Annotated in this window: 25 protein-coding genes and 1 tRNA gene; 19 read left to right on the forward strand and 7 right to left on the reverse strand. The window is 40.7% G+C overall.

What is annotated here, in order from left to right; translation table 11 throughout:
• Positions 1-21 precede the first annotated feature (21 nt).
• Both DW125_RS07990 and DW125_RS07995 read left to right on the forward strand, forming a co-directional pair.
• Entirely contained in the window at positions 22-1161 is a 1140-nt protein-coding gene (locus tag DW125_RS07990) for an aminotransferase class V-fold PLP-dependent enzyme (RefSeq protein WP_021859787.1), read from the forward strand.
• A gap of 19 nt (positions 1162-1180) precedes the next feature.
• Positions 1181-1417, forward strand: a complete 237-nt coding sequence (locus tag DW125_RS07995; protein ID WP_117537778.1) for a DUF3343 domain-containing protein — start codon at positions 1181-1183, stop codon at positions 1415-1417.
• 76 nt (positions 1418-1493) lie between these two features.
• Here the strand turns inward: DW125_RS07995 and DW125_RS08000 are convergent, their stop codons facing one another.
• Positions 1494-2081: a TetR/AcrR family transcriptional regulator gene (locus DW125_RS08000; RefSeq protein WP_117537779.1), complete on the reverse strand. Its 588-nt coding sequence runs from the start codon at positions 2079-2081 to the stop codon at positions 1494-1496.
• A 176-nt stretch (positions 2082-2257) separates the two neighbouring features.
• On the reverse strand, positions 2258-3292 hold the full coding sequence (locus DW125_RS08005; RefSeq protein ID WP_117537780.1) for a proline racemase family protein: 1035 nt from the start codon (positions 3290-3292) through the stop codon (positions 2258-2260).
• Positions 3293-3640: 348 nt separating this feature from the next.
• Between DW125_RS08005 and DW125_RS14020 the strand changes: the two genes are divergently transcribed.
• From DW125_RS14020 to DW125_RS08040, 8 genes are all read left to right on the forward strand, one after another.
• Positions 3641-3738: transfer RNA gene (locus DW125_RS14020), tRNA-Sec, on the forward strand.
• 286 nt (positions 3739-4024) lie between these two features.
• Positions 4025-5425 (forward strand): proline reductase-associated electron transfer protein PrdC, encoded by a 1401-nt coding sequence (locus DW125_RS08010; RefSeq protein ID WP_117537781.1) that lies wholly within the window; start codon positions 4025-4027, stop codon positions 5423-5425.
• 174 nt (positions 5426-5599) lie between these two features.
• Positions 5600-7450, forward strand: coding sequence for a D-proline reductase (dithiol) proprotein PrdA (gene prdA, locus DW125_RS08015; RefSeq protein WP_117537782.1), 1851 nt, complete (start codon positions 5600-5602; stop codon positions 7448-7450).
• 16 nt (positions 7451-7466) lie between these two features.
• The gene (locus DW125_RS08020) at positions 7467-7766 is read left to right on the forward strand and encodes a CBO2463/CBO2479 domain-containing protein (RefSeq protein ID WP_021859781.1); all 300 of its coding nucleotides are present in this window, start codon (positions 7467-7469) and stop codon (positions 7764-7766) included.
• A gap of 2 nt (positions 7767-7768) precedes the next feature.
• Positions 7769-8494, forward strand: a complete 726-nt coding sequence (gene prdB / locus DW125_RS08025; RefSeq protein WP_117537783.1) for a D-proline reductase (dithiol) protein PrdB — start codon at positions 7769-7771, stop codon at positions 8492-8494.
• Between the two features lie 196 nt (positions 8495-8690).
• Positions 8691-9458 (forward strand): proline reductase cluster protein PrdD, encoded by a 768-nt coding sequence (gene prdD, locus DW125_RS08030; protein WP_021859779.1) that lies wholly within the window; start codon positions 8691-8693, stop codon positions 9456-9458.
• An 11-nt stretch (positions 9459-9469) separates the two neighbouring features.
• Positions 9470-9949, forward strand: a complete 480-nt coding sequence (locus tag DW125_RS08035; protein ID WP_021859778.1) for a glycine/sarcosine/betaine reductase component B subunit — start codon at positions 9470-9472, stop codon at positions 9947-9949.
• A gap of 150 nt (positions 9950-10099) precedes the next feature.
• Positions 10100-10726 (forward strand): YcxB family protein, encoded by a 627-nt coding sequence (locus tag DW125_RS08040; RefSeq protein WP_158549902.1) that lies wholly within the window; start codon positions 10100-10102, stop codon positions 10724-10726.
• A gap of 175 nt (positions 10727-10901) precedes the next feature.
• Here DW125_RS08040 and DW125_RS08045 read toward each other — a convergent pair whose 3' ends face one another.
• From DW125_RS08045 to DW125_RS08065, 5 genes are all read right to left on the reverse strand, one after another.
• On the reverse strand, positions 10902-11444 hold the full coding sequence (locus tag DW125_RS08045) for a YcxB family protein (protein ID WP_117537785.1): 543 nt from the start codon (positions 11442-11444) through the stop codon (positions 10902-10904).
• A 146-nt stretch (positions 11445-11590) separates the two neighbouring features.
• Positions 11591-12481, reverse strand: a complete 891-nt coding sequence (locus DW125_RS08050) for a permease (RefSeq protein WP_117537786.1) — start codon at positions 12479-12481, stop codon at positions 11591-11593.
• Positions 12482-13254: 773 nt separating this feature from the next.
• Positions 13255-14127 (reverse strand): sulfite exporter TauE/SafE family protein, encoded by an 873-nt coding sequence (locus tag DW125_RS08055; protein ID WP_117537787.1) that lies wholly within the window; start codon positions 14125-14127, stop codon positions 13255-13257.
• A gap of 29 nt (positions 14128-14156) precedes the next feature.
• Positions 14157-15527 (reverse strand): sodium-dependent transporter, encoded by a 1371-nt coding sequence (locus tag DW125_RS08060; protein WP_117537788.1) that lies wholly within the window; start codon positions 15525-15527, stop codon positions 14157-14159.
• Between the two features lie 705 nt (positions 15528-16232).
• Positions 16233-17108, reverse strand: coding sequence for a LysR family transcriptional regulator (locus DW125_RS08065; RefSeq protein ID WP_117537789.1), 876 nt, complete (start codon positions 17106-17108; stop codon positions 16233-16235).
• A gap of 341 nt (positions 17109-17449) precedes the next feature.
• Here DW125_RS08065 and DW125_RS08070 point away from each other — a divergent pair, with 341 nt between their 5' ends.
• The 9 genes from DW125_RS08070 (at position 17450) to rpsC (ending at position 22795) form a co-directional block, all read left to right on the forward strand.
• A complete protein-coding gene (locus DW125_RS08070) occupies positions 17450-18121 on the forward strand; it encodes a YczE/YyaS/YitT family protein (protein WP_117537790.1) in 672 nt (223 codons plus the stop codon).
• A 314-nt stretch (positions 18122-18435) separates the two neighbouring features.
• The gene (gene rpsJ, locus DW125_RS08080) at positions 18436-18753 is read left to right on the forward strand and encodes a 30S ribosomal protein S10 (protein WP_117537792.1); all 318 of its coding nucleotides are present in this window, start codon (positions 18436-18438) and stop codon (positions 18751-18753) included.
• 89 nt (positions 18754-18842) lie between these two features.
• Positions 18843-19523 (forward strand): 50S ribosomal protein L3, encoded by a 681-nt coding sequence (gene rplC / locus DW125_RS08085; protein WP_117537793.1) that lies wholly within the window; start codon positions 18843-18845, stop codon positions 19521-19523.
• Between the two features lie 26 nt (positions 19524-19549).
• Complete coding sequence (rplD, locus tag DW125_RS08090; protein WP_117537794.1) at positions 19550-20170, forward strand: 50S ribosomal protein L4; 621 nt, start codon at positions 19550-19552, stop codon at positions 20168-20170.
• The gene (gene rplW, locus DW125_RS08095) at positions 20170-20475 is read left to right on the forward strand and encodes a 50S ribosomal protein L23 (protein WP_021859837.1); all 306 of its coding nucleotides are present in this window, start codon (positions 20170-20172) and stop codon (positions 20473-20475) included. The genes rplD and rplW overlap by 1 nt, the downstream gene beginning before the upstream one ends.
• Before the next feature lie 99 nt (positions 20476-20574).
• A complete protein-coding gene (gene rplB, locus DW125_RS08100) occupies positions 20575-21417 on the forward strand; it encodes a 50S ribosomal protein L2 (protein WP_117537795.1) in 843 nt (280 codons plus the stop codon).
• Positions 21418-21435: 18 nt separating this feature from the next.
• The gene (rpsS, locus tag DW125_RS08105) at positions 21436-21717 is read left to right on the forward strand and encodes a 30S ribosomal protein S19 (protein ID WP_021860954.1); all 282 of its coding nucleotides are present in this window, start codon (positions 21436-21438) and stop codon (positions 21715-21717) included.
• A gap of 26 nt (positions 21718-21743) precedes the next feature.
• Positions 21744-22130: a 50S ribosomal protein L22 gene (gene rplV / locus DW125_RS08110; RefSeq protein ID WP_004607294.1), complete on the forward strand. Its 387-nt coding sequence runs from the start codon at positions 21744-21746 to the stop codon at positions 22128-22130.
• Positions 22131-22141: 11 nt separating this feature from the next.
• The gene (gene rpsC, locus DW125_RS08115) at positions 22142-22795 is read left to right on the forward strand and encodes a 30S ribosomal protein S3 (protein ID WP_021860586.1); all 654 of its coding nucleotides are present in this window, start codon (positions 22142-22144) and stop codon (positions 22793-22795) included.
• Position 22796: the final 1 nt, after the last annotated feature.

The raw sequence follows: 22796 nt of genomic DNA on the forward strand, positions 1-22796 counted from the left end.
CTGTATGAGAGGATAAGGATTATGATTTATTTGGATAATGCAGCTACAACAATGCATAAGCCACAGGAAGTGATTGATGCAGTTGTGCAGGCAATGAGTTCAATGGGCAATGCCGGGAGAGGGGCGAATGAAGCGTCCTTAAGTGCGGCAAGAGTGATTTATGATACGAGAGATCAGTTATGCCGTTTCTTTGGTGCAGAGAATCCGAAGCAGATTGCATTTACAGCAAATTCAACGGAGAGTCTTAACATTGCGATCAAAGGATTGCTGAATCCGGGAGATCATGTGATTACAACGATGTTGGAGCATAATTCAGTATTACGTCCTCTGTATGAGATGCAGGAAAAAGGAGTGAAACTTACGATTGTGAAAAGCAATCCGAAAGGGACTCTTGATATCCGTGATATAGAAGATGCGATCACACCTGAGACGAAGATGATTATTTGTACAAATGGATCGAATCTGACAGGAAATTATATCCCATTACAACCGATTGGCGATATGGCGAAAGAACATGGTGTATTATTTGTTGTTGATGCGTCACAGACTGCAGGAATATTTCCGATAGATGTGCAGAAGATGCATATCGATGTTCTTTGCTTTACGGGACATAAAGGTCTGCTGGGACCACAGGGAACAGGTGGAATTTATGTGAGAGAAGGACTGGAAGTCAGACCGCTGAAGGTTGGCGGAAGTGGTGTGCAGACATACAATAAAAAACATCCGGTGCAAATGCCGACTGCGCTTGAAGCAGGAACGCTCAATGGACATGGAATTGCAGGCCTTCATGCAGCCATGGACTATCTGGAGAGAACAGGCGTGGATGCAATACGCGCCCGTGAACAAGAACTGATGTGGCGTTTTTACAATGGCGTAAAAGATGTGCCGGGGGTAACAATATACGGCGACTTCGATACGAAGGAGCGCTGCGCGATCGTGACACTGAATATCGGTGATTACGATTCCGCAGAAGTCAGTGATGAACTTCTTACTGAATATGGTATTTCAACAAGACCAGGTGGGCATTGCGCACCGCTTATGCATGAAGCACTTGGAACGGTTGAGCAGGGAGCTGTAAGATTCAGCTTTTCCCATTATAATACAGACGAGGAAGTGGATACTGCAATTCGTGCGATCCACGAACTGGCAGAAGACGAGTAAGAGGAGAAGTGAGACTGACATGAGAAAAAAAGAAATGAAACTTATAATTACATTCCATACAACAGCAGATGCTATGGCTATGGAAAAGGCTTGTAAAGAGCAGAATGTTCCGGGAAGGATTATTCCGGTGCCGCGTGCGATATCAGCGGGATGCGGACTTTCCTGGTGCGCGAACCTGAATGAACGTGACCAGATCAAAGCGATGATGGAGAAGAACGGGATTCAGGAAGAAAATATGCATGAGTGTCTTGTATAAGTATACTACAACATAACTAACAACAGGAAAAGAGCAGATGGAAAACCATCTGCTCTTTTCCTGTTGTTATAAAATTTTAAACTCCTTCGACAAAGGTATCTAAGACATGTGGTAACAGTTTGTCACTATAGTCTGTCAGATCAAATTTGCCTTTAAATAATGCCCAGTCGTAAAGAATGGCGCGTTCATACATAGCATAGATATTTACTAATTCTTCAGTGGTGCTGGTGTTCTTGAACTCTCCATTATCTAAAGCTGTCTGAATAATCTCTGAGATCCATGTGAAATAAAAACGCTTGTGATCAGACAGAGATTTTTGGTCTTTGGTGATCAACTGAGAAGAATACAGGTAAGCAAGAAGCTTGATATCCACACTTGTCTTGATCATATAAAATAATTCATGATTCAGGAAAAGCAATTTGTCATAAGCAGACAATGCAGGATCGATCACACCATATAATTCTTCGTATTTCTGGTCAAAGAGATAAGATAAACTGTTTAACAAAGCTTCCTTCCCTTTGAAATAATGATAAAAAGTACCTTTGGAAGTCTTGGAAGCTGCTATGATATCCTCGACAGTGGTATCTTCATAACCGTTTTTGAAAAATAAATTCCATGCAGCTTTAACAATGCGGCTCTTTGTGGATTGTCTTTTCCTTGGCATACGATGTTTCCTTTCCTCGTTGTTATATGAGCGGTAAATTCCGTGAAATGTGATTTATCGCTGGTTAGAAGTGGAGATGTAACCGTGCTGTCATGATACATTTTCCATACTGCTATAATAAAACAAGAGAGAACCAAGAAACAGGTTCTCTCTTGTAAATATAATCTGATGAATAATTATCCGATAAGGAAACCGTATTTTAACGGATCGTCTCCATCGATAATATATGTAGCAACACCTGTCAGGTAAGCTGTACCTGTAACCATTGGAATAACTGCATCGTAATCACCGATCTTAGTTTCTTCTTTGATTACACCTTTGAAACGTGTTCCCATGAAGCTTTCGTAAATGAATTCTTCTCCAACGCCAAGCTCACCCCATTTATGAAGTGTAGCAAGTTTAGCGCTTGTACCTGTTCCGCAAGGTGAGCGGTCAGCCTGAGCATCACCGAATACTACAACGTTTCTCATAGTAGCCTGATCCGGATTTGGTGTTGGTCCGTAGAACTCAACAAGGTCAACTTCTGTGATGTCAAGTGTTGGGTGCTGAATCTTAACTTCAGCATTGATCTTATCACGCATCTTCATTCCGAGAGCTGTGTATGCCGGAACTGTCTTGGCATTGATCTCTCCGATGTCAAGCTTAGTTGTATCAACTAATGCGAAGAAACTTCCACCGAATGAAATAGTATAAGGAATGTCTACTCCGTCAATATTAACTGTTAAGTTGTCTTTGTAAACGAATGCAGGTACATTTGTAAGTGTAACACCTGTAACTTTTCCGTTTTCTACCATAGCTGTTGTACGAATGATTCCTGCAGGAGCTTCCAGAACAACTTCGTTTTCACCTTCGTGGGATTCAACGAGTCCTGCTTCGATTGCAACAGTAACGGAACCGATTGTACAATGTCCGCACATGTTCAGATATCCGCCTGTATCCATGAAGATAACTCCCAGATCTGCTTCGTCGCTGACTGGTTTGCATAAGAAACCACCAAACATATCGTGGTGTCCTCTAGGCTCCAGCATCAGAGCTGTACGAACGTGATCGTAATTCTCCTCCATCCATTTTTTCTTTTCAATCATGGTGTTGCCTTCCGGCTCTGGAAATCCCCCGATTACCATACGGCAAAATTCTCCGGCTGTATGTGCGTCAACAACCTGAAGTGCTGCCTCGTAGTTTGCAAAATTCACATTTGCTTTTAACTCCATAATTAGTCCCTCCTTAATATGAGATATTGAATAATTATTATTTATAGAAAACCTCTATAAATTTTATAAAAACACATAGAAACCCCGAGTTTGCAATGTGCCTTTTTTAAAATAGACTCAAAAAAATGAGAGCAAATTCAGTGATAAACACGAATAATTATACAAAAGTACGACATAAAATTAACAAATAGACCGTATTCTAGTACCGCGTTTAATCTCTTGCTTCTATTATCTATGAAAACCCTTGAAAAGTCAATGCTTTTTTGATATTATAAATTTAAATAAAAAGTGTTGAAAAATAACGAATATTGTGCTATTCTTAACAAGCGAATGAAAAGCGCATAATATGGGGGTAGATGGGTGACTGGTGTGCCTCCTAGTCTTCAAAACTAGTGTGGGGCGTTAAGAGCGTCCTGGGTGGGTTCGATTCCCACATGCCTCCGCCAGAAGAAGTGCAGCTAAGTTACGTTAAAAAAATAACTTATAGAAAGCGTCTATGAATAAAGGAATGTGGCGAGCTGAACAACGGATAAAAAAAGAATAATAATGATTATACGATTTATATTCTCACAGCAGAAAGCTGGAGAGTATGCATTATCTACATATTATATTAAAAGTTTAAAAGTCAGAAGAACAGAATGTAACAGCGAAGTTAAGTCAGAATAAGTAAACGAACCATGGTATAGGTTTCGTTTTTTACTTATATATAAAAGAAAAGGAGAGAATAGTGTCATGGGAAAAGTACAGATTTTATTACGTCAGCATGTTGGCGCACCGTGTGCACCGTGCGTTGAAGTTGGGGCAGATGTAAAAAAAGGTACACTGATTGCTACACCGACTGGACTTGGAGCTAACATCTATGCCAGTGTATACGGAAAAGTAACAGAGATTACAGATGACAGAATCATCATTGAAGCTGCAGATGAGCAGCCGGATGAATTCGTGCCGATCGATGTGCCGGAAGATGCAAGTAAACTGGATATGGTAAAAGCAGCCGGAGTAGTTGGAATGGGAGGAGCTGGATTCCCGACAGGAGTTAAGCTTAACATTAACTTGGCAGAGACTCCGATGGGAGAGATTAATCCGGAGATCAACCCGGAACTGCCAAAGGATTTCAGTATCGACTGTGGATATATCCTGATCAATGCTGCTGAGTGTGAACCGGGACTGGAGCACAATACACAGCAGATTGAGACACAGACAGATAAAGTAATCCGCGGTATCAAATACTGCATGGAAATCACACATGCTGAGAAGACGATTATCGCAATTAAGAAAAAACATCACAAAGCAATCAAAGCTCTGCAGAAAGCTCTTGAGAAGGAGTCTGCTATTACAATGCATCTGCTTCCGGATATTTATCCAATGGGAGAAGAACGTGCGGTAGTAAGAGAGTGTCTGGGTGTGAACCTTGATACAACTCAGCTTCCATCAGCTGCAAGAGCAGTAGTTGTTAACGTAGAGACTGCCTGTCGAGTAGCAGAAGCGATCGATGAGAAGAGACCATGTATCAGCAAGAACATGACTGTTCGTGGAAAATTAAATGGCGGTAACGAAGCACACGTATTTATGGATGTGCCGATCGGTGTAAGCGTTGGAGAGATGATCGAAAAAGCAGGCGGAATTGAAGAGCCTTACGGTGAGATCATTATGGGAGGAGCCTTCACAGGTAAATCTACAGAATTAGACGCACCGATAACTAAGACAACAGGAGCAATTCTTGTAACTGTTGAATTCCCAGATCTTCACGGAGCAAATGTAGGTATCTTAGTTTGTGCCTGCGGCGGAAGCGAAGAACGTATGAGAGAGATTGCTAAGAAGATGAATGGAAACGTTGTTTCTATGTGCAGATGTAAACAGGCAATCGAGAATAAACCAGGAGCACCGCTTAAGTGCTTAAGACCTGGTAACTGCCCTGGACAGGTTAAGAACAACCTGCAGTTCAAGAAAGACAAATGTGAATATATCATCATCGGTAACTGCTCTGACTGCTCTAACACAGTTATGGCATCCGGACCGAAGATGGGCTTGAAAGTATTCCATCAGACAGACCATGTTATGAGAACAGTCGGACATCCACTGTACAGAACTCTGAGAGTTTCTAAACAGGTAAGTCAGGATATTGACTTTTAATCACATTCTATTTTAGGTAATACCGTCACGTACAGGCAAGGGCCTTAGACCCCCGATTCTTCGGCCTGGGGAAAAAGAGACTAATCTCTCTGCCGGGCGTGGCTGTATATATACATTACTATGTGCGATAAAGCACAGGTAGATTTTTTCAACCAATACAAGGAGGGAAACAATATGTCAATCACAGCTGAAACAGCTAAAGAACATGCTCATGATCCTGCGGTATTATGCTGTAGAGCAGAAGCTGGCATCACAATTGAACCAGCTAATCTGGAAGATCCGGCTATCTTTGATGATTTGGTAGATTCAGGATTATTAACTCTGGATGGATGCCTGACAATCGAAGAGGTATTAGGAGCAAAACTTACAAAAACTTGTGATTCTCTTTGCCCGTTAACAAATGATGTCCTGGATGGTGTGAAAGCACCTACAACAGAGGCACCGGCAGCAGAGGCAGAGGAAGTTGCAGAGGCACCGGCAGAGGAAGCAGCACCAGTTGCAGCACCGGTTGCAGGTGGAACATTAAAGATTCATATCGGAGAAGGAAAAGATATCAATCTTGAGATCCCGGTTGGAGCTCTTGGAGCATCAGGAGCAGCGGTAGCAGAAGTTCCAGCAGGAGCAGCTACAGCAGACACAGCAGCTGCAGCAGACGCTGACGTAGAAAAAGTTGCTGGTGAATTAACAAGAAAACATTTCAAGATCACAGAAGTTAAGAGAGGACCGGAGACAAAGATCGAAGGAACAACTCTTTACATCCGTGAAGGAATTGAAGCAGACGTTATTGCTGATCAGGAATTAGTTAAAGATTTCCATCTGGAAATTATCACTCCTGATAAATATCACACATATTCAGAAACTATCATGGATGTTCAGCCAATCGCTACAAAAGAAGGCGATTCAATCATCGGTGAAGGTGTTACAAGAGTACTTGATGGCGTTGTTATGATGCTGACTGGTACAGATGAAGGCGGAGTTCAGATCGGTGAGTTCGGTTCTTCAGAAGGATACCTTGATGAGAACATCATGTGGGGACGTCCGGGTTGCCCAGATAAAGGAGAGATCTTTATCAAAGGTAATATCGTAATCCAGGAGAAGACAAACATGGAGCGTCGTGGACCTATGGCTGCTCATACAGCATTTGACATCATTACACAGGAAATCCGTGAAGTAATGAAAGAGTTAGATGAAAGCCTTGTAACAGATACAGAGGAATTGAAATCTATCCGTCGTCCTGGAAAGAAAAAAGTTGTAATTGTTAAGGAAATCATGGGACAGGGAGCTATGCATGATAACTTCATCCTTCCTGTAGAACCTGTTGGTATCCTTGGCGCAAGAGCTAACGTAGACTTAGGAAACGTTCCGATCTGCGTATCTCCGCTGGAAGTACTGGATGGATGTATCCATGCATTAACATGTATCGGACCTGCATCTAAAGAGATGTCCAGACATTATTGGAGAGAGCCTCTTGTACTGGAAGCACTTCATGATCCGGAAGTTGACCTTTGCGGAGTTGTATTTGTAGGATCTCCTCAGATCAATGCTGAGAAGTTCTATGTATCTCGTCGTGTAGGTCATACAGTAGAGATGATGGATGCGGATGGAGCTTTCGTTACAACAGAAGGTTTCGGAAATAACCACATTGACTTCGCAAGTCATATCGAGCAGATCGGTATGAGAGGTGTTCCGACAGTAGGTATGTCTTACTGTGCAGTACAGGGAGCACTTGTTGTTGGTAATAAACACATGCAGTACATGGTTGATAACAACAAATCTGAGTCCGGTATTGAGAACGAAGTACTTGGTTGCAATACTCTTTGCCAGGAAGATGCAATCCGTGCACTTGCTATGCTGAAGACAGCAATGGCTGGTGAAGAAGTAAAAGCTGCTGAGAAGAAATGGAATCCAAACGTTAAATCTACAAACGTTGAGCTGATTGAAGAAGCTTATGGCAAGAAAGTTGATCTTGTTGACAATGAGCAGGCACTTCCGATGAGCCAGAAACGTAAAGAGAAATACGATTAATTCCGGGTGACCGTGAATGAATAATGAGCGTTTGAATTATGGAGACAGAATCATTTATATGGAGGGTGTTGTAGTTGACGTTGATGATTGCAGCATCAGCATAGACCTGAAAGGTCGTTTGGGATTCTTCAAAGCTCCGAAGAGAATGTTTATCTGTGATACCGAGCCAAAAGTTGGTCAGGAATTCGGATGGAACATGAGTTTTCCGGAACAATTAGGACCTGAAGTAAATGATAAATATGTCAGTAACATAGAAAAAGAACGACGCAAACAAGAAGAAATGCGCGCACGTTTGGATGATAATAAGGAGGATTAAAAATGAGTTTAACGGTTGTTAAAGGCTTACAGTCTGAAATATTCGTTCCTATTACTCCACCGGCTGTATGGACTCCTGTAACAAAAGAGCTGAAAGATATGTCTATCGCTCTTGCTACAGCAGCAGGTGTTCATAAGAAGAGTCAGGAGAGATTCAACCTTGCAGGTGACTTCACTTGGAGAAAGATAGAGAACACTACACCATCAAGCGATCTGATGGTATCCCATGGTGGATATGATAACAGTGATGTTAACAAAGACATCAACTGTATGTTCCCGATTGACAGAATTCATGAATTAGCAGCAGAAGGATTTATCAGAGCTTGTGCTCCGGTACATGCTGGATTCATGGGTGGTGGCGGAAACCAGGAGAAATTTAAACATGAAACTGGTCCGGCTGTCGCTGAAATGTTCAAAAATGAGGATGTTGATGCAGTAATCCTCACAGCTGGTTGAGGTACTTGCCACCGCTCTGCAGTATTGGTGCAGAGAGCGATTGAAGAAGCTGGAATTCCTACAATTATTATTGCAGCTCTTCCACCAGTTGTTCGTCAGACTGGTACTCCTCGTGCAGTAGCTCCGCTGGTACCTATGGGTGCTAATGCTGGTGGACCGCACAATGTAGAACAGCAGACACAGATTGTAAAAGCAACTCTGGAGCAGTTAGAGAAAATCCAGACACCTGGAACTATTGTTCCGTTGCCATACGAGTATGTAGCTAAAATCTAATTTAAGCTAAAAGGGGCAGATGCGTTTAGCGCATCTGCCTTTTTTATAAAGACACATTTGCTTTTATAAAAATATAATGAATACATTAAAAAAGAAAAAATAATTGCATGATAATTTGTTGGAAGTTCGTAGAATTTATTGTATAATAAATATATAATGTGAAAACATTGACGAGAAAAATATGGAGGTAACGAAGATGGCTGAAAAAGAGATTAATTTACGTCGCCTTGTTATCAAAGCCTTTCATATGACGGATGTTGAATGGGGCGATGAAAACAATATTACAACGGATGGCCATATGACTGTCAGCAAGGGGATGCTGGAACAGTTGACAGCAGAAGATGATTGCATTGAGAAGATTGATATCCAGATTATCAAACCGGGAGATCATGATCGCTGGACGAACACGATTATGGATATTATCCCGATTTCTACAAAGGTTCTTGGAAAGCTGGGAGAAGGTATTACACATACGGTAACAGGTGTATATGTAATGTTGACAGGTGTAGATGTGGATGGCAAGCAATGTCATGAATTCGGATCGTCAGAGGGTAATCTGAAAGATCAGTTATATTTGAATCGAGCTGGTACACCGGGAGATGATGATTATATTATTTCCTTTGACGTTACATTTGCATCAGGTATGGGGCAAGAAAGACACGGACCATTTACTGCACACAGACTTTGCGATAAATTTATTCAGACCTATCGTGAAAAACTGAAAAAGTTTAAAGGTGAGAAATGCACAGAAAGACATGAATATCATGATAAAGTAAGACCTGGAAAGAAGAGAGTGGTGATTATTCGTCAAGTAGCAGGCCAGGGAGCAATGTACGATACGCATCTGTTTCCGGATGAACCGTCAGGGGTTGAAGGTGGTAAATCAATCATTGAAATGGGCAATATGCCGGTCATGATCACTCCGAATGAGTATCGTGATGGTATTATTCGCTCTATGCAGTAGGAGGTGTTAGTATGGGAATTGGACCGTCAACAAAGGAAACATCGTTACATCACTTCAGAGATCCGTTATTGGAAGTAGTGGCTGAAGATACAGATTTGGACCTGATGGGACTTATTATTGTAGGTACACCGGATGATAACAAAGACAAGATCCGTGTGGGTACAAGAGCTGCTGCTATGGCAGAGATGATGCGGGCAGATGGCGTAATTATTTCATCTGATGGATGGGGCAACAGTGATGTAGACTTTACAAATACATGTGAGCAGTTAGGTATCCGTGATATTCCGGTTACTGGACTGAATTTCAGCGGAACTGTAGCACAGTTTGTTGTTGTTAATGACTATCTGGATGGTATCGTGGATATCAATAAGAGTGCGGATGGTACAGAGACAGACGTTGTAGGCGAGAATAATATGGTCAAACTGGACTGCCTGAAAGCGAAAGCTTTGCTGAAATTGAAGATGCGCCAGAAAGAGCAGCGCCGGGAGTAGATATATATATGGAATGCCGTTCGAACAAAAGATGTATAAAATGGGTGATTTTAATTTATCTACTGGTATTTCATAAGTATATAATGGAGGGATGCAGTTTCCGGATTAAGAATCTGTATCCCCTTTTTTCATGTTATGAGAGGTGACAAGATGGAAAAGAAGACATCACAGGATCGCAGGCGAGTGCATTATGAGGTGCAGACAAGACGTGATACGAAACTAATGAAGAGATTCATCAATTTTAAAAATCGAGTAGAACATCCAACGGTAACACCGGGCTTGATTCTGATAGGCATTACATTCATTCTATTGCCATTTGTGAGACCGGAGATAAAGAAGGATATAGGAATCTCAGGTGTTGCTGTCAGCGCCCTTCTTGGGGCATTTCTGACGCTTTTGGGAATAGGAAGACAATATATAACGATAGCTTTGATGAAGAGAAATTCGGATATTGCTTTAAACGAAGAAATTAATTATTTATTTGGAAATGAGGATATCCGTGCAAAGAAAGAACATTCCGAAGAACGTGTAGGATATTATAAGAACGTATATAGTTTGTGGGAAGATGAGAAGACATTTTATCTGGGAATTGAAAACGATGAACTGGTCATACTTCCCAAAAATGGATTTCTGACTGGGGAAGCAGAGGCGTTTAAATTATTTATCATAGAGAAAAGTAATGCGAAATATATATGGATGCCAATGAAATGGAAAAATATTTATAAAGCAAGAATGATCAGACGCCAGATGAATAAGCAGCCGGAAAAAAACGAATAATCTGCAGAGCTTGTTCCTTGAATGTTTTAGGAACAATGAAAATAGAATTTTCGGTTAGAATTTGTATGTATTAGAAAAATATTAGAACTGTGGTAAGAAAAGACCTGAATCATAATATAAATGTTTCAGGTCTTTTTCGCTCTTGTAAAATATCGCATAAAATTGCAAAAAATATCTATTTGTCATATGCCGGATGAATTGGTCCGTAAGGGATATCCGGATGATGTTCCTGCATCCAGGTTTTAAACTGTTCAGAATCACCTTCTGTAAAAGAATCCTTGTCTAGCATAACACCTTCGTTTTGATCTCCAGAAGCAAGTTTGTAATAGGATTTTGCCTCTTCAAATCTGTTAATATCTTTCCAGTCCACTTTGTTGTTTAGCTTATTGTTGATATAAAGGGTGATATTTTTGTCGCCGATAATTACTTTGCAGGTCCAGTCTTTTCCGTTAAAGTATTGACCGCGTGTTACGCGAAATGTTTTATCAGCGTGCATCCATTTGAAAAATACACCGCGGTAAACGGATATAAAGACAAGAAATGCACATACGGTTTTCCATCTGAGCGGTACAGTTATTGTATTGAAGTAAATCCAACTCAGAGTTCCGACGATAAAAATAAAACACCAAATGAAAAACATAGGACCTGATTTCCAGAACTTTGGAACAGACCATTTGTCATAACGCTTGCGAGTCATTGTATACTCATTAATAAACATGTAAATAATCTCCGTAGTTTTATTATTGTATTTTTAAAGAAGTTTAAGCAATAAGACTTATAAAAAAATATTGCTAAAATATATAAGGCAGTTCTTAATTTAAGAACCGCCTTATATTATTGTTGTAATTAATATTCAATTATTGTTTAAGCAACACCTGCTTTAGCGTCTTTTCTAGCTGAGCTTAACAGTGTGTAAGATGTCCACAGAAGAACAACACAGATCAGGTTGATCAGCCAGAACATCGGAAGTCCTGTAACCACTTTCCAGGCAATAAATACACCGATACATCCGCCGAGAGCGTTACCGATTGTATGTGGAACATCGTATCTCTTTGTCTTAATAAACTCGATAGAGCAAGCTGGCATCAGACATGCACAAGATCCCATGAATACAGGGAAGCAAGCCTGCGCATCAACTCCGAGCAGAAGACAAGTAGCCATACACGGAGCATACAGACCAAATCCGATATCCATCAGAGCACCCCACAGAATATTAAGAACTGCGGCTACGATTAATTTCCAGCCTGTAAGACCTGTTAAAGTTCCTACGAGACCGAAAGGTCCAACACCTGTATTCTTGCAGAGCATAACAGCAGCAAGTGGAATCATAACTGTACCAAGAGCGATTCTGATTTTGTTACGAGGCCATTTGGTAACAATAGAAGCAAAACCAAACGAACCAACTGCAGCACAAACATACATTACGATCAGAAACATAGGATCACAATTAACTGATGTTGTGAAGATGAATGCCTCGAAAATAACAGGGAAAGTATCTCCAACATTCAGTGTACCAGGAATATCGATATCATCAATCTGGTTGAATAACTTATACATGAATGTAGATGGTGCATAAGAACCACATCCTAACGTATCAAGGAAGTTGGCAATGATACCTACTACGAAAGCAGAAGCCCACTGTTTACCAGTCGCATCTTTGATTTTGTCCATTCGATTCTTGGCAACGTCAACAACGAGTCCGACACCTGTACCTGCGAATAAGACACCGAGTAAAATTTGGATAGCTAATAACATATTACTCCTCCTTCAGATTATAAAATAATATTAAATTGTAAATGTACTACAGACATAATACGTCCCTCCAGTTGAATTGAACACACCCCGATTTGTATTACAATTCATATTCCGTAAAATGCCTCTTTTCACTAGTTTATCAGTTAATTTGTTAAAAGTCAATCAATGGGATAGAAAAGTATGAAAAAATATGAACAAAATAACAAAACAACCGACAGAATATGGCAAAGAAAAAACACAGCACCGATGCGCTGTGTTTTTTCTTTTTGGTATGTCATTGAGAGGTTTTCCTCGTTGCATTGCAGTTTTGTTAATATACAAAGCTGGGGAATGCTCCTTCCTTCCGGAAGGTATATATTAATTGGAGTTTATCTCTGCAGGATTGTTCTTGGGGGAAACAATCGGCATCGACATAACTGCAATAACAACCATAATGGTTATCAAACTTAAAAGTACTCGATATTCTAAAATAGCAGTTCCCATCTTCTTCGCTATAGGAAACCGCCATTGGTTATCAAGTTATGTTCTTTTAAGTTGTTTTTAATATACCACTTTTGTGTATTAACGTCAAGAATTAATAATATTTTTATGAATTGTAACGAATAAATATTAAAATGAAAAGAGATATTGTGCAATTTTCAAGAACAAAACTTGCAAATAAAGATATGCCAAATAATAGGGATGGTTTTCGGTAAACGCAAAGAAGCGCATTTTCATGCGCTTCTTTGAATGATTCCCCTGTTCAATTGTACCAAAAATCTTATCGTTTAGAATTATCTCGCTGCTTTTCTTGCATCATGGAAGAACATACATGCACAAACTACCATAACTACACATACCAAATAAGTAAGTACGGTAAGTGGCAGGCTAGTAACGATGAGTCCTGCAATCAATACACCGATAGATCCACTAATAACCATCGGGATTGCAGCTCCGCGGTGATATTTACCACTCTTGATAAATTCAAAACCGGAAGCAGGACACAGATAAGCACAAGATCCCATCATAATCGGGAAAGCTACATCTGTACTCATACCCAATAACAGGACAACAGCCATACAAGGTGCGTACAGTCCGATACCTACAGTCATCAGAATGCCAAGAATGAAGTTCGCTACGATACCGATCACAAGTTTTGTGCCAGTAAGTCCTCGTGCTGTCCCGATGATACCGAAAGGACCAAAAGCATTGATCTTGCATAAAGTGATGATTGCTACCAGAATCAGTGCAACACCCATAACTGTACGGATCTTCGTAATGTCGAGCTTGGATACCATCTTAGCACCAATGACTGCGCCGACAACAGATGCAGCGATCATAAGGACCAGTGTCAAGGAGTCGGCTTGCACTTTCTTAATGAAAATGGTTGCCTCCACACAGATCGGAATAGCAAAGCTTACATTCAAGGATCCTGGAATCAGGTCATCGCTATTAGATTTGGTGAACTTCCAGGCAGAAGTTGCAATTGCATAACTTCCAATCCCCAGCGTGTCGAAGAAGTTTGCTACCAGACTGATGATAATGTTGTGTGGCAGTTTTTCGTTGTTGATTTCGTCTTTGTGTGCGATAACATCTTTAAGCAGAAAGATAAAATAAACTGCTGCGTATACCCACATAACGACGAGTAAGATTGTTGCTACGTTCATAAGAATCCCCCTTTTGGAAAAATATATATCTATTGGATAAATCCAAAGACATTCAAAATGACAATTACCATAAAAGCAGGTACAACTACAATTGTTAATATCTTATCATATAATGATAGTTTACCATATTTTCCATCATTTGTTAATTCTTTTTCGTAATTTTTAAATCCCCAAATTTTAGCTACGAAAACACAAACTAACCAGCACCCAAGTGGTAGTAAGATATATCCTGTGAATGTATCCAGCCAGTCGTAAAGACCAAGATGTGAAATGCCGGTTGCGTCGATCCATGGAAGCTTCACACCGCTTAACACACCAAAGCCGAGAGATACGATGATATTGCCGATACCGATAATCAGTGCAGTTACAACAGTTGCTTTCTTACGTCCCATTTTACAGTTGTCTTCGAATGTTCTTGTAGAAATCTCGAAGAATGTAAATAAAGAAGAAATAACGGCAAATATCAGCGCGAGGAAGAAACAACATCCAATAATACGTCCGCCTGGAAGTTTGCCGAAGATGCCAGTCATAACAAGGAACACAAGTCCCGGACCGCTCTGCACGTCAACGCCGCCTGCAAATGCAGAAGGAATAATAACGAATCCAGCTAAAATAGCGGCTCCGGTATCGCAGATGGATACGAGGATTGCGTCGCTTTTTAAGTTATTTTCTTTCGGAATGTTAGCTCCTAAAGTTTCGTATATACCCCAGCCAATACCAACAGAAAAGAGCACCTGTGTAGCAGCTTTGGCAAATACGGAAAAACTGAATTTGCTAAAGTCTGGAAGAAGGTAGAATTTTAATCCTTCCATTGCATTATCGGTTACAAATAATGCCCATATACCACAGACGATTAGAAATACAAACAACAGTGGCATGATGAACTTAGTAAGCTTTTCAACAATATTTGTAATTCCAAATAAAAGCATTATGGATACAAATACTAATATAACCAGTGCCCAGATGATTGGTTCAACAGTAGAAGATGTAAAATTGTTGAAGTACGCCTGTTTGTCTTCACCGAAGTCACCGCTGATGATATACTGTACAGCATATTTTAATACCCAGCCGCCGACAACAACATAGTACATATTAATCATCCATGTACAGATGTTGGCAATCCAGCCGATGAAGCCCCATTTCTTGTTGATCCGCTCAAAACAGGTGACGGTGTCAGAAGCGCTGTGGCGACCGATTGCGGTTTCCATCTCGACCATTGGGTGTGCCATCAATGCAATAACAATTATGTAAACGATCAGAAAGATTCCACCGCCGCCTTGGTAAGCAAGATACGGAAATTTCCAGATGTTTCCGAGACCGATTGCAGCTCCGGCAGCAACCATAATATAGCCAAAGCGGGAGTTCCATTGTTGAGGTGCTTGATTTGTATTGTTACCCATAATTTCACGCTCCTATCTTTATTAATTACTGGACGATCATCTAAATTGTCCTGAAGTTTCTGCTGAGATTCCACATGACAACCGGGATCCGGATCTTCTTTTTGGGTGTCATGGATATAAAAAAAGGTACTCTGCATGTATGCGAGAGCACCTTTGCCTATCTCAATCCTCTCTTTTATTGTAACCACAGGAGAATAGAAAGTCAATACAAATATTACAAATACTTATACCTACATTAGAAATATTTATGCTAATAATATGAATAATGCTGTATAAAATCTGAATCAATGATTGAAAAACGGACAATATGTATAGGGGAGGAAGCACAATCATAAAAACGGGAAGGTATAAGAAACTGTAATAGGAATATAAAGAATACTCGTTTCACAAACAGTGAAAAAAGGGCTATACTCAAGGCAGATAAAGAAATAAAACATTCTTGGTTATGTGGGAGGTGTAAGAAATGATCGGATGGACAATCGTTGGAGCAGTAGCGCTTTACGGAGTAGTAACTGTAGCACAGGATGAAATGCATAAATAATCATTTTCTAAAAAGCGAATTTTCAGAAAAATCAAGTGAATAATAAAGAAATGTTATATAAAAACAAGGAGCAACTTTCCTCGCAGTAAAGGTTGCTCCTTGTTTTTTGTTATGGCGACAAGGAAAGTGCACGCGTTTGCGTAAATGCATTTGATGACAAATACTTACTCATCATCCAGTAAAAAGTCCTTCGCATATTCAAGAAAGATCTTCGATGCCGGAGAGAGTTCTTCTTTGGAGGTGTATGCGAGTCCGAGCTGGCGTGATACCGTTGGCTTGATCGGGCGTGTTATAAAGTCGCCGACCTGACCACGCAGAAGCAGTCCTGGAAGAATAGAAAGACCAAGTTCATGTTCTACCATGGAAATGATAGAGAACTCATTGATAGTGATATAACGGATATCCGGTTTGACTTTCGCTTGTTTCAGAATCCGGTGAACATCACTTCCCGGAGTATATTCTGTAATGATAAATGGCTGCCCTTCAAAAGCTTCGATTGGCACAGCATCACATTCAGCAAAAGGATGGTTCTTTGGAATGACTGCAAAGAGTTCATCGTCCATTACCGGGAGAAATTGATAATTATGTCCCTTCTGATGGCTGATAAAGCCAATGTCTACACGCCGCTCCTGGATCCAGTCGGCAAGTTCACCCTCGACTCCTTCTACTATTTTAAAATGAATATCCGGATGCTCATGCTGGAATTCCCGGATGATCTTCGGGATCCAGTGAATAGAACAGCTCAAATAGGTTCCTATTTTAATAGTACCAACCTGTGCGCCTTTCAAAGAAGCGATTTCCTGATTGATCACTTCATCTGCATTGAGCAGTGCACGAATGGAAGGAATCAGTGATTTGGCATCTGCGGTCAGAGTCATTCCGTGATTGTCTTTGACAAACAGAGAAAATCCGACTTCTTTTTCCAAGGATTTCATCATCTGTGTAATGCCAGACTGTGTATACCCCAATTCTTCGCCTGCGCGCGTGAAACTTCCGTAGTCATCCACTGCAAGCATAACTTTCCATCTTTTTATATCCATATAGTCATTCCTCATTTCTGCATTAAAAAACGTTATGTAAGTATTTATATTTCTAATACTAAAGCAAAAGGGTGGGGAATACAAGGGCAATGAGGAAAAAACATAGGAAAAACATGATATGTCAAAGAAAAGGTTGCTGAGATAGAAGATGTCTATATATAATATAGAAAGAATTAAAGTGCGTAAGCCTGTGTGAAACAGGGAACGCTCAGCAGGTATTTTTATATAATAGTGCGAATCTGTTTGTTTTTATTTATAAGGAAAAAAAGACGGAGCAGAGTGCATGAGAGAGTGAATATACTATGAATGTATTAATATAAGGAAGAAAAGGATGAGAGAAAGTGGAAAAGAGAAAAAATATAGCGACAAAGAAGAGCATGGTTGTACAGTTTGTGCTACTTGGTATCTGCACGGCTGGAACAGCATTTTCACAGACGTTGGCGTTGAAAGCGAATATTGGTGTCTGCGCATGCTGGGATGCGGTGGGATTGAATGTTTACCAGATATTTGGAATTAAGGTCGGAACGGTCAGCATGTGCCTACATGCAATCTGTGTACTGGTACAGTTTCTGATTCAGAGAAAGGATTTTGAAAAGAGAAAGATTCTCCAGCTTCCTTATGTTATTGTATTTGGAATGTTGTTGAATTTCTTCTATTATAATGTACTTACATTTGAAGTACATGCTTATGTGGCAAAAGTCTTACTTGTGATCACGTCTTATCTGGGACTGGGTCTGTTCCTTGGACCTATGCTGCTGCTTAATCTGATCACTATTCCGAGTGAAGCAATGTGTAATGTGCTCAGCGGATATGCAAAGGTGGATTACGCAAAGGTTCGGATTGGACTGGACGGAGTATGTATCGCAGCTTCTCTGGCGTTGTCGTTCCTCGGTGGCGTGTCCCTTAAAGTAAGAGAAGGTACTGTGATGGGAATGCTGCTTCTTGGACCGTTGGAAAAGCTGAGCATGAAAGTATTTGAACCACAGATTGAGCGTGTAAAAGATATAAAATAAATTGTATGCGAAAAAATACAATAAAATAGAAAAAGAGCTTGCAAAACATATAAACATCTTGTATACTAAGAGAGCTGTGACATGATAGCAAAGAAGCGCGAGGTTGCTGCCACAATGTGGCAGGTTTTCCGTGGAGCGAATGTCAAGTTAGGAAACTGGCGACAAGTCACTGTACGAATCAAAACTGATTACTGCTTACCAACTGGTAAAAGGTATGAAACAACGTGTGAGTTTCTCACGACACACACGGGAGAGTGTACAGTCACCGCTTGTCGTACTGAAGTTAAAAGTACGAAAAGGAGGCGACTTTTTTTATGGCAAGTCAAGTAATGAGAATCACTTTGAAAGCGTATGATCATCAGTTAGTAGATGCATCCGCTAAGAAAATCATCGAAACTGTAAAGAAAAATGGAGCAAAGGTGAGCGGACCGGTACCGCTTCCGACTAAGAAGGAAGTAGTAACAATCTTAAGAGCGGTTCACAAATACAAAGATTCCAGAGAACAGTTCGAACAGAGAACTCATAAGAGACTGATCGATATCGTAACACCAACACAGAAAACTGTTGATGCATTATCAAGATTAGAGATGCCGGCTGGTGTTTATATCGACATCAAGATGAAGAACAAATAAGACTTCATCGACACAATAACGACACAGTAATTCCTATATTTAGGATGAACGCGTAAGCGTTCCGCTGTAAATCACAGGAGGTAATTATAATGAAGAAAGCTATTTTAGCTACAAAAGTCGGAATGACACAGATCTTCAGCGAAGACGGAACACTGACACCGGTTACAGTTCTTCAGGCTGGTCCTTGTGTAGTAACACAGATCAAGACAGTTGAGAATGACGGTTATGAAGCTGTTCAGGTTGGATTCGTTGACAAGAAAGACAAGATCATCAACAAAGACAAGAACGGTAAGAAAGAGATCGTTCATCGTCACGGTGTAACAAAGGCTGAGCAGGGACATTTTGCAAAAGCTGGAGTATCCGGAAAGAGATTTGTAAAAGAGTTCAAACTTGAGAATGCAAGCGAATATACACTTGCACAGGAGATTAAAGTTGATATTTTTGAAGCAGGCGACAAGATTGACGCTACTGCAATTTCAAAAGGTAAAGGATTCCAGGGTGCGATTAAGAGACATAATCAGCACAGAGGACCTATGACACACGGTTCTAAGTTCCACCGTCATGCCGGTTCTAACGGAGCTGCATCTGATCCGAGCAAGGTATTCAAAGGAAAGAAGATGCCGGGACACATGGGAAGCAAGAAGATCACAATCCAGAATCTTGAAGTTGTCCGCGTAGATGCTGAGAACAATCTGCTCTTAGTAAAAGGTTCTGTGCCGGGACCGAAGAAATCTTTAGTAACTATTAAAGAAGCAGTAAAAGCTAACTAGGCTTAGACGAGGAAGGAGGACTTAAGATGGCAAACGTATCTGTTTATAATATCGAAGGTAAAGAAGTTGGAACAATCGACTTAAACGATGCGGTATTTGGTGTTGAAATTAACGAACACCTGGTACACATGGCAGTTGTTAACCAGCTTGCAAATAATCGTCAGGGAACACAGAAAGCAAAGACACGTTCTGAAGTTTCTGGTGGCGGAAGAAAACCGTGGAGACAGAAAGGTACCGGTCATGCAAGACAGGGATCTACAAGAGCTCCGCAGTGGACAGGCGGTGGAGTAGTATTCGCTCCAGTACCGAGAGATTATTCTTTCAAGATGAATAAGAAAGAAAAGAGAGCTGCTCTGAAATCTGCGCTTACAGCTAAGGTTGAAGAGAAGAAATTTGTAGTAGTTGACGAGATCAAATTCGACGAAATCAAGACTAAGAATTTCGCAAACATTTTAAAGAACCTGGAAGTATCCAAAGCATTAGTAGTATTAGAAGATGGAAATGACAACGCAGTAATCTCTGCCAAGAACATTGCAGATGTTAAGACTGCTGCTATCAATACAATTAATGTGTACGATGTCTTGAAATACAACACAGTAATCGCTACGAAAGCTGCTGTTGCAAAAATTGAGGAGGTGTACGCATAATGGCAAACGTTCAGTATTATGATGTAATCCTTAAACCGGTAGTAACTGAGAAGAGTATGGAGCTTATGGGAGAGAAGAAATATACATTCCTTGTACATCCAGAAGCTAACAAATCTCAGATCAAAGAAGCTGTTGAGAAAATGTTCGAAGGAACAAAGGTTGCTAAAGTCAACACAATGAACTGCGAAGGTAAGAAGAAAAGAGTTCGTGGAACTATGCAGTTTGGTATGACAGCTAAAACTAAAAAAGCAGTTGTTCAGCTTACAGAGGACAGCGCTGATATCGAGATCTTCGAAGGTCTCTAAAATTAACGAGGGTGTGCATGCCGGATGAGACGTGGCTGTAAGACGCACAAAGCATACGGACAGAAACCGTGACAATAAACAATCGAAAGGAGAACAATCATGGGAATTAAAACATACCGCCCATATACGCCTTCCAGAAGACAGATGACTGGTTCTGATTTCTCAGAAATCACAAAGACAACACCAGAGAAGTCTTTACTTGCTTCAAAGAGCAGACAGGCAGGACGTAACAATCAAGGAAAAATCACTGTTAGACACCGCGGAGGCGGAGCTAAGAAGAAATATAGAATTATCGACTTCAAGAGAAGAAAAGATAATGTTCACGCAACTGTAATTGGTATCGAGTACGATCCGAACAGAACAGCTAACATCGCACTGATCTGTTATGAAGATGGTGAGAAGGCATACATCCTTGCACCAGAAGGACTGAAAGACGGAATGAAAGTTATGAACGGACCGGAAGCCGAAGTTAAGATCGGTAACTGCCTGCCACTTTCTGAGATTCCGGTAGGTACTCAGATCCACAATATCGAGCTTTATCCTGGAAAAGGCGGACAGCTTGTTCGTTCCGCAGGAAACAGCGCACAGTTAATGGCTAAAGAAGGAAAGTATGCTACACTGAGACTTCCGTCAGGAGAGATGAGAATGGTTCCGATCATTTGCAGAGCTTCTATCGGAGTTGTAGGTAATGGAGATCACAACCTGATCAACATTGGTAAAGCAGGACGTAAACGTCACATGGGTATCAGACCAACAGTTCGTGGTTCTGTAATGAACCCGAATGACCATCCGCATGGTGGTGGTGAAGGTAAGACAGGAATCGGTCGTCCGGGTCCGTGTACACCTTGGGGTAAACCAGCACTTGGTCTTAAGACAAGAAAGAAAAACAAATCTTCTAACAAGATGATCGTAAGAAGAAGAGATGGTAAAGCAATCAAATAATTAAGGAGGTTAGAACCTATGGCACGTTCAATTAAAAAAGGACCATTCGCAGACGCAAGCCTGCTTAAGAAGATCGACGCAATGAACGCTGCGGGAGAAAAATCTGTTGTTAAAACATGGTCTCGCCGTTCTACAATCTTCCCAAGCATGGTTGGACATACAATTGCCGTTCATGACGGAAGAAAACATGTACCTGTATATGTAACAGAGGATATGGTAGGACACAAACTCGGTGAGTTCGTAGCTACCAGAACTTATAGAGGACATGGAAAAGACGAAAAGAAATCAAAAGTTAGATAATTAGATTGTGAAAGGAGGGTTCATCCATGGCTAAAGGACATAGATCCCAGATTAAGAGAGAAAGAAATGCTAACAAAGATACAAGACCTTCTGCTAAGTTATCTTACGCAAGAGTTTCTGTTCAGAAAGCATGCTTCGTATTAGATGCCATCAGAGGTAAGGATGTAACAACAGCACTTGGTATTTTGACATACAATCCAAGATATGCTTCTAGTTTAATAAAGAAATTATTAGAGTCTGCAATTGCTAATGCTGAGAACAATAACGGCATGAATGCTGAGAACCTGTATATTGCAGAGGCTTATGCAAACAAAGGACCAACAATGAAGAGAATCAGACCGAGAGCACAGGGCAGAGCTTACAGAATCGAGAAGAGAATGAGCCACATTACACTTGTGCTTGATGAAAGATAAGGAGGGCAAACATGGGACAGAAAGTTAATCCTCATGGCTTGAGAGTCGGTGTTATCAAAGACTGGGACTCAAGATGGTATGCAGAAAAAGATTTCGCAGACTACTTAGTAGAAGACCATGAAATCAGAACGTATCTTAAGAAAAGATTATACAGCGCCGGTGTTTCTAAGATCGAGATCGAAAGAGCATCTGACCGCGTTAAAATTATTATTTATACAGCAAAACCTGGAGTAGTAATCGGTAAAGGTGGAGCAGAGATTGAAAAAGTAAAAGGTGAACTTACACAGTTTACTGACAAGAAGTTAATCGTAGACATCAAAGAGGTTAAGAGACCGGATAAAGATGCTCAGTTAGTAGCAGAAAATATCGCTCTTCAGCTTGAGAACCGTATTTCTTTCAGACGTGCTATGAAATCCTGCATGTCAAGAACTATGAAATCAGGAGCTCTCGGAGTTAAGACATCTGTTTCTGGACGTCTTGGTGGAGCTGATATGGCTCGTACAGAGTTCTACAGCGAGGGAACAATTCCTCTTCAGACACTTAGAGCAGACATCGACTACGGATTCGCCGAGGCAAACACAACTTACGGAAAAGTTGGTGTTAAAGTATGGATTTACAAAGGCGAGGTTCTTCCGGAAAAAGCACATAAGGAAGGAGAGAAATAAA

The sequence above is a fragment of the Dorea sp. AM10-31 genome, from assembly GCF_003435815.1.
GTDB classification, from domain to species: Bacteria; Bacillota; Clostridia; order Lachnospirales; family Lachnospiraceae; genus Dorea_D; species Dorea_D hominis.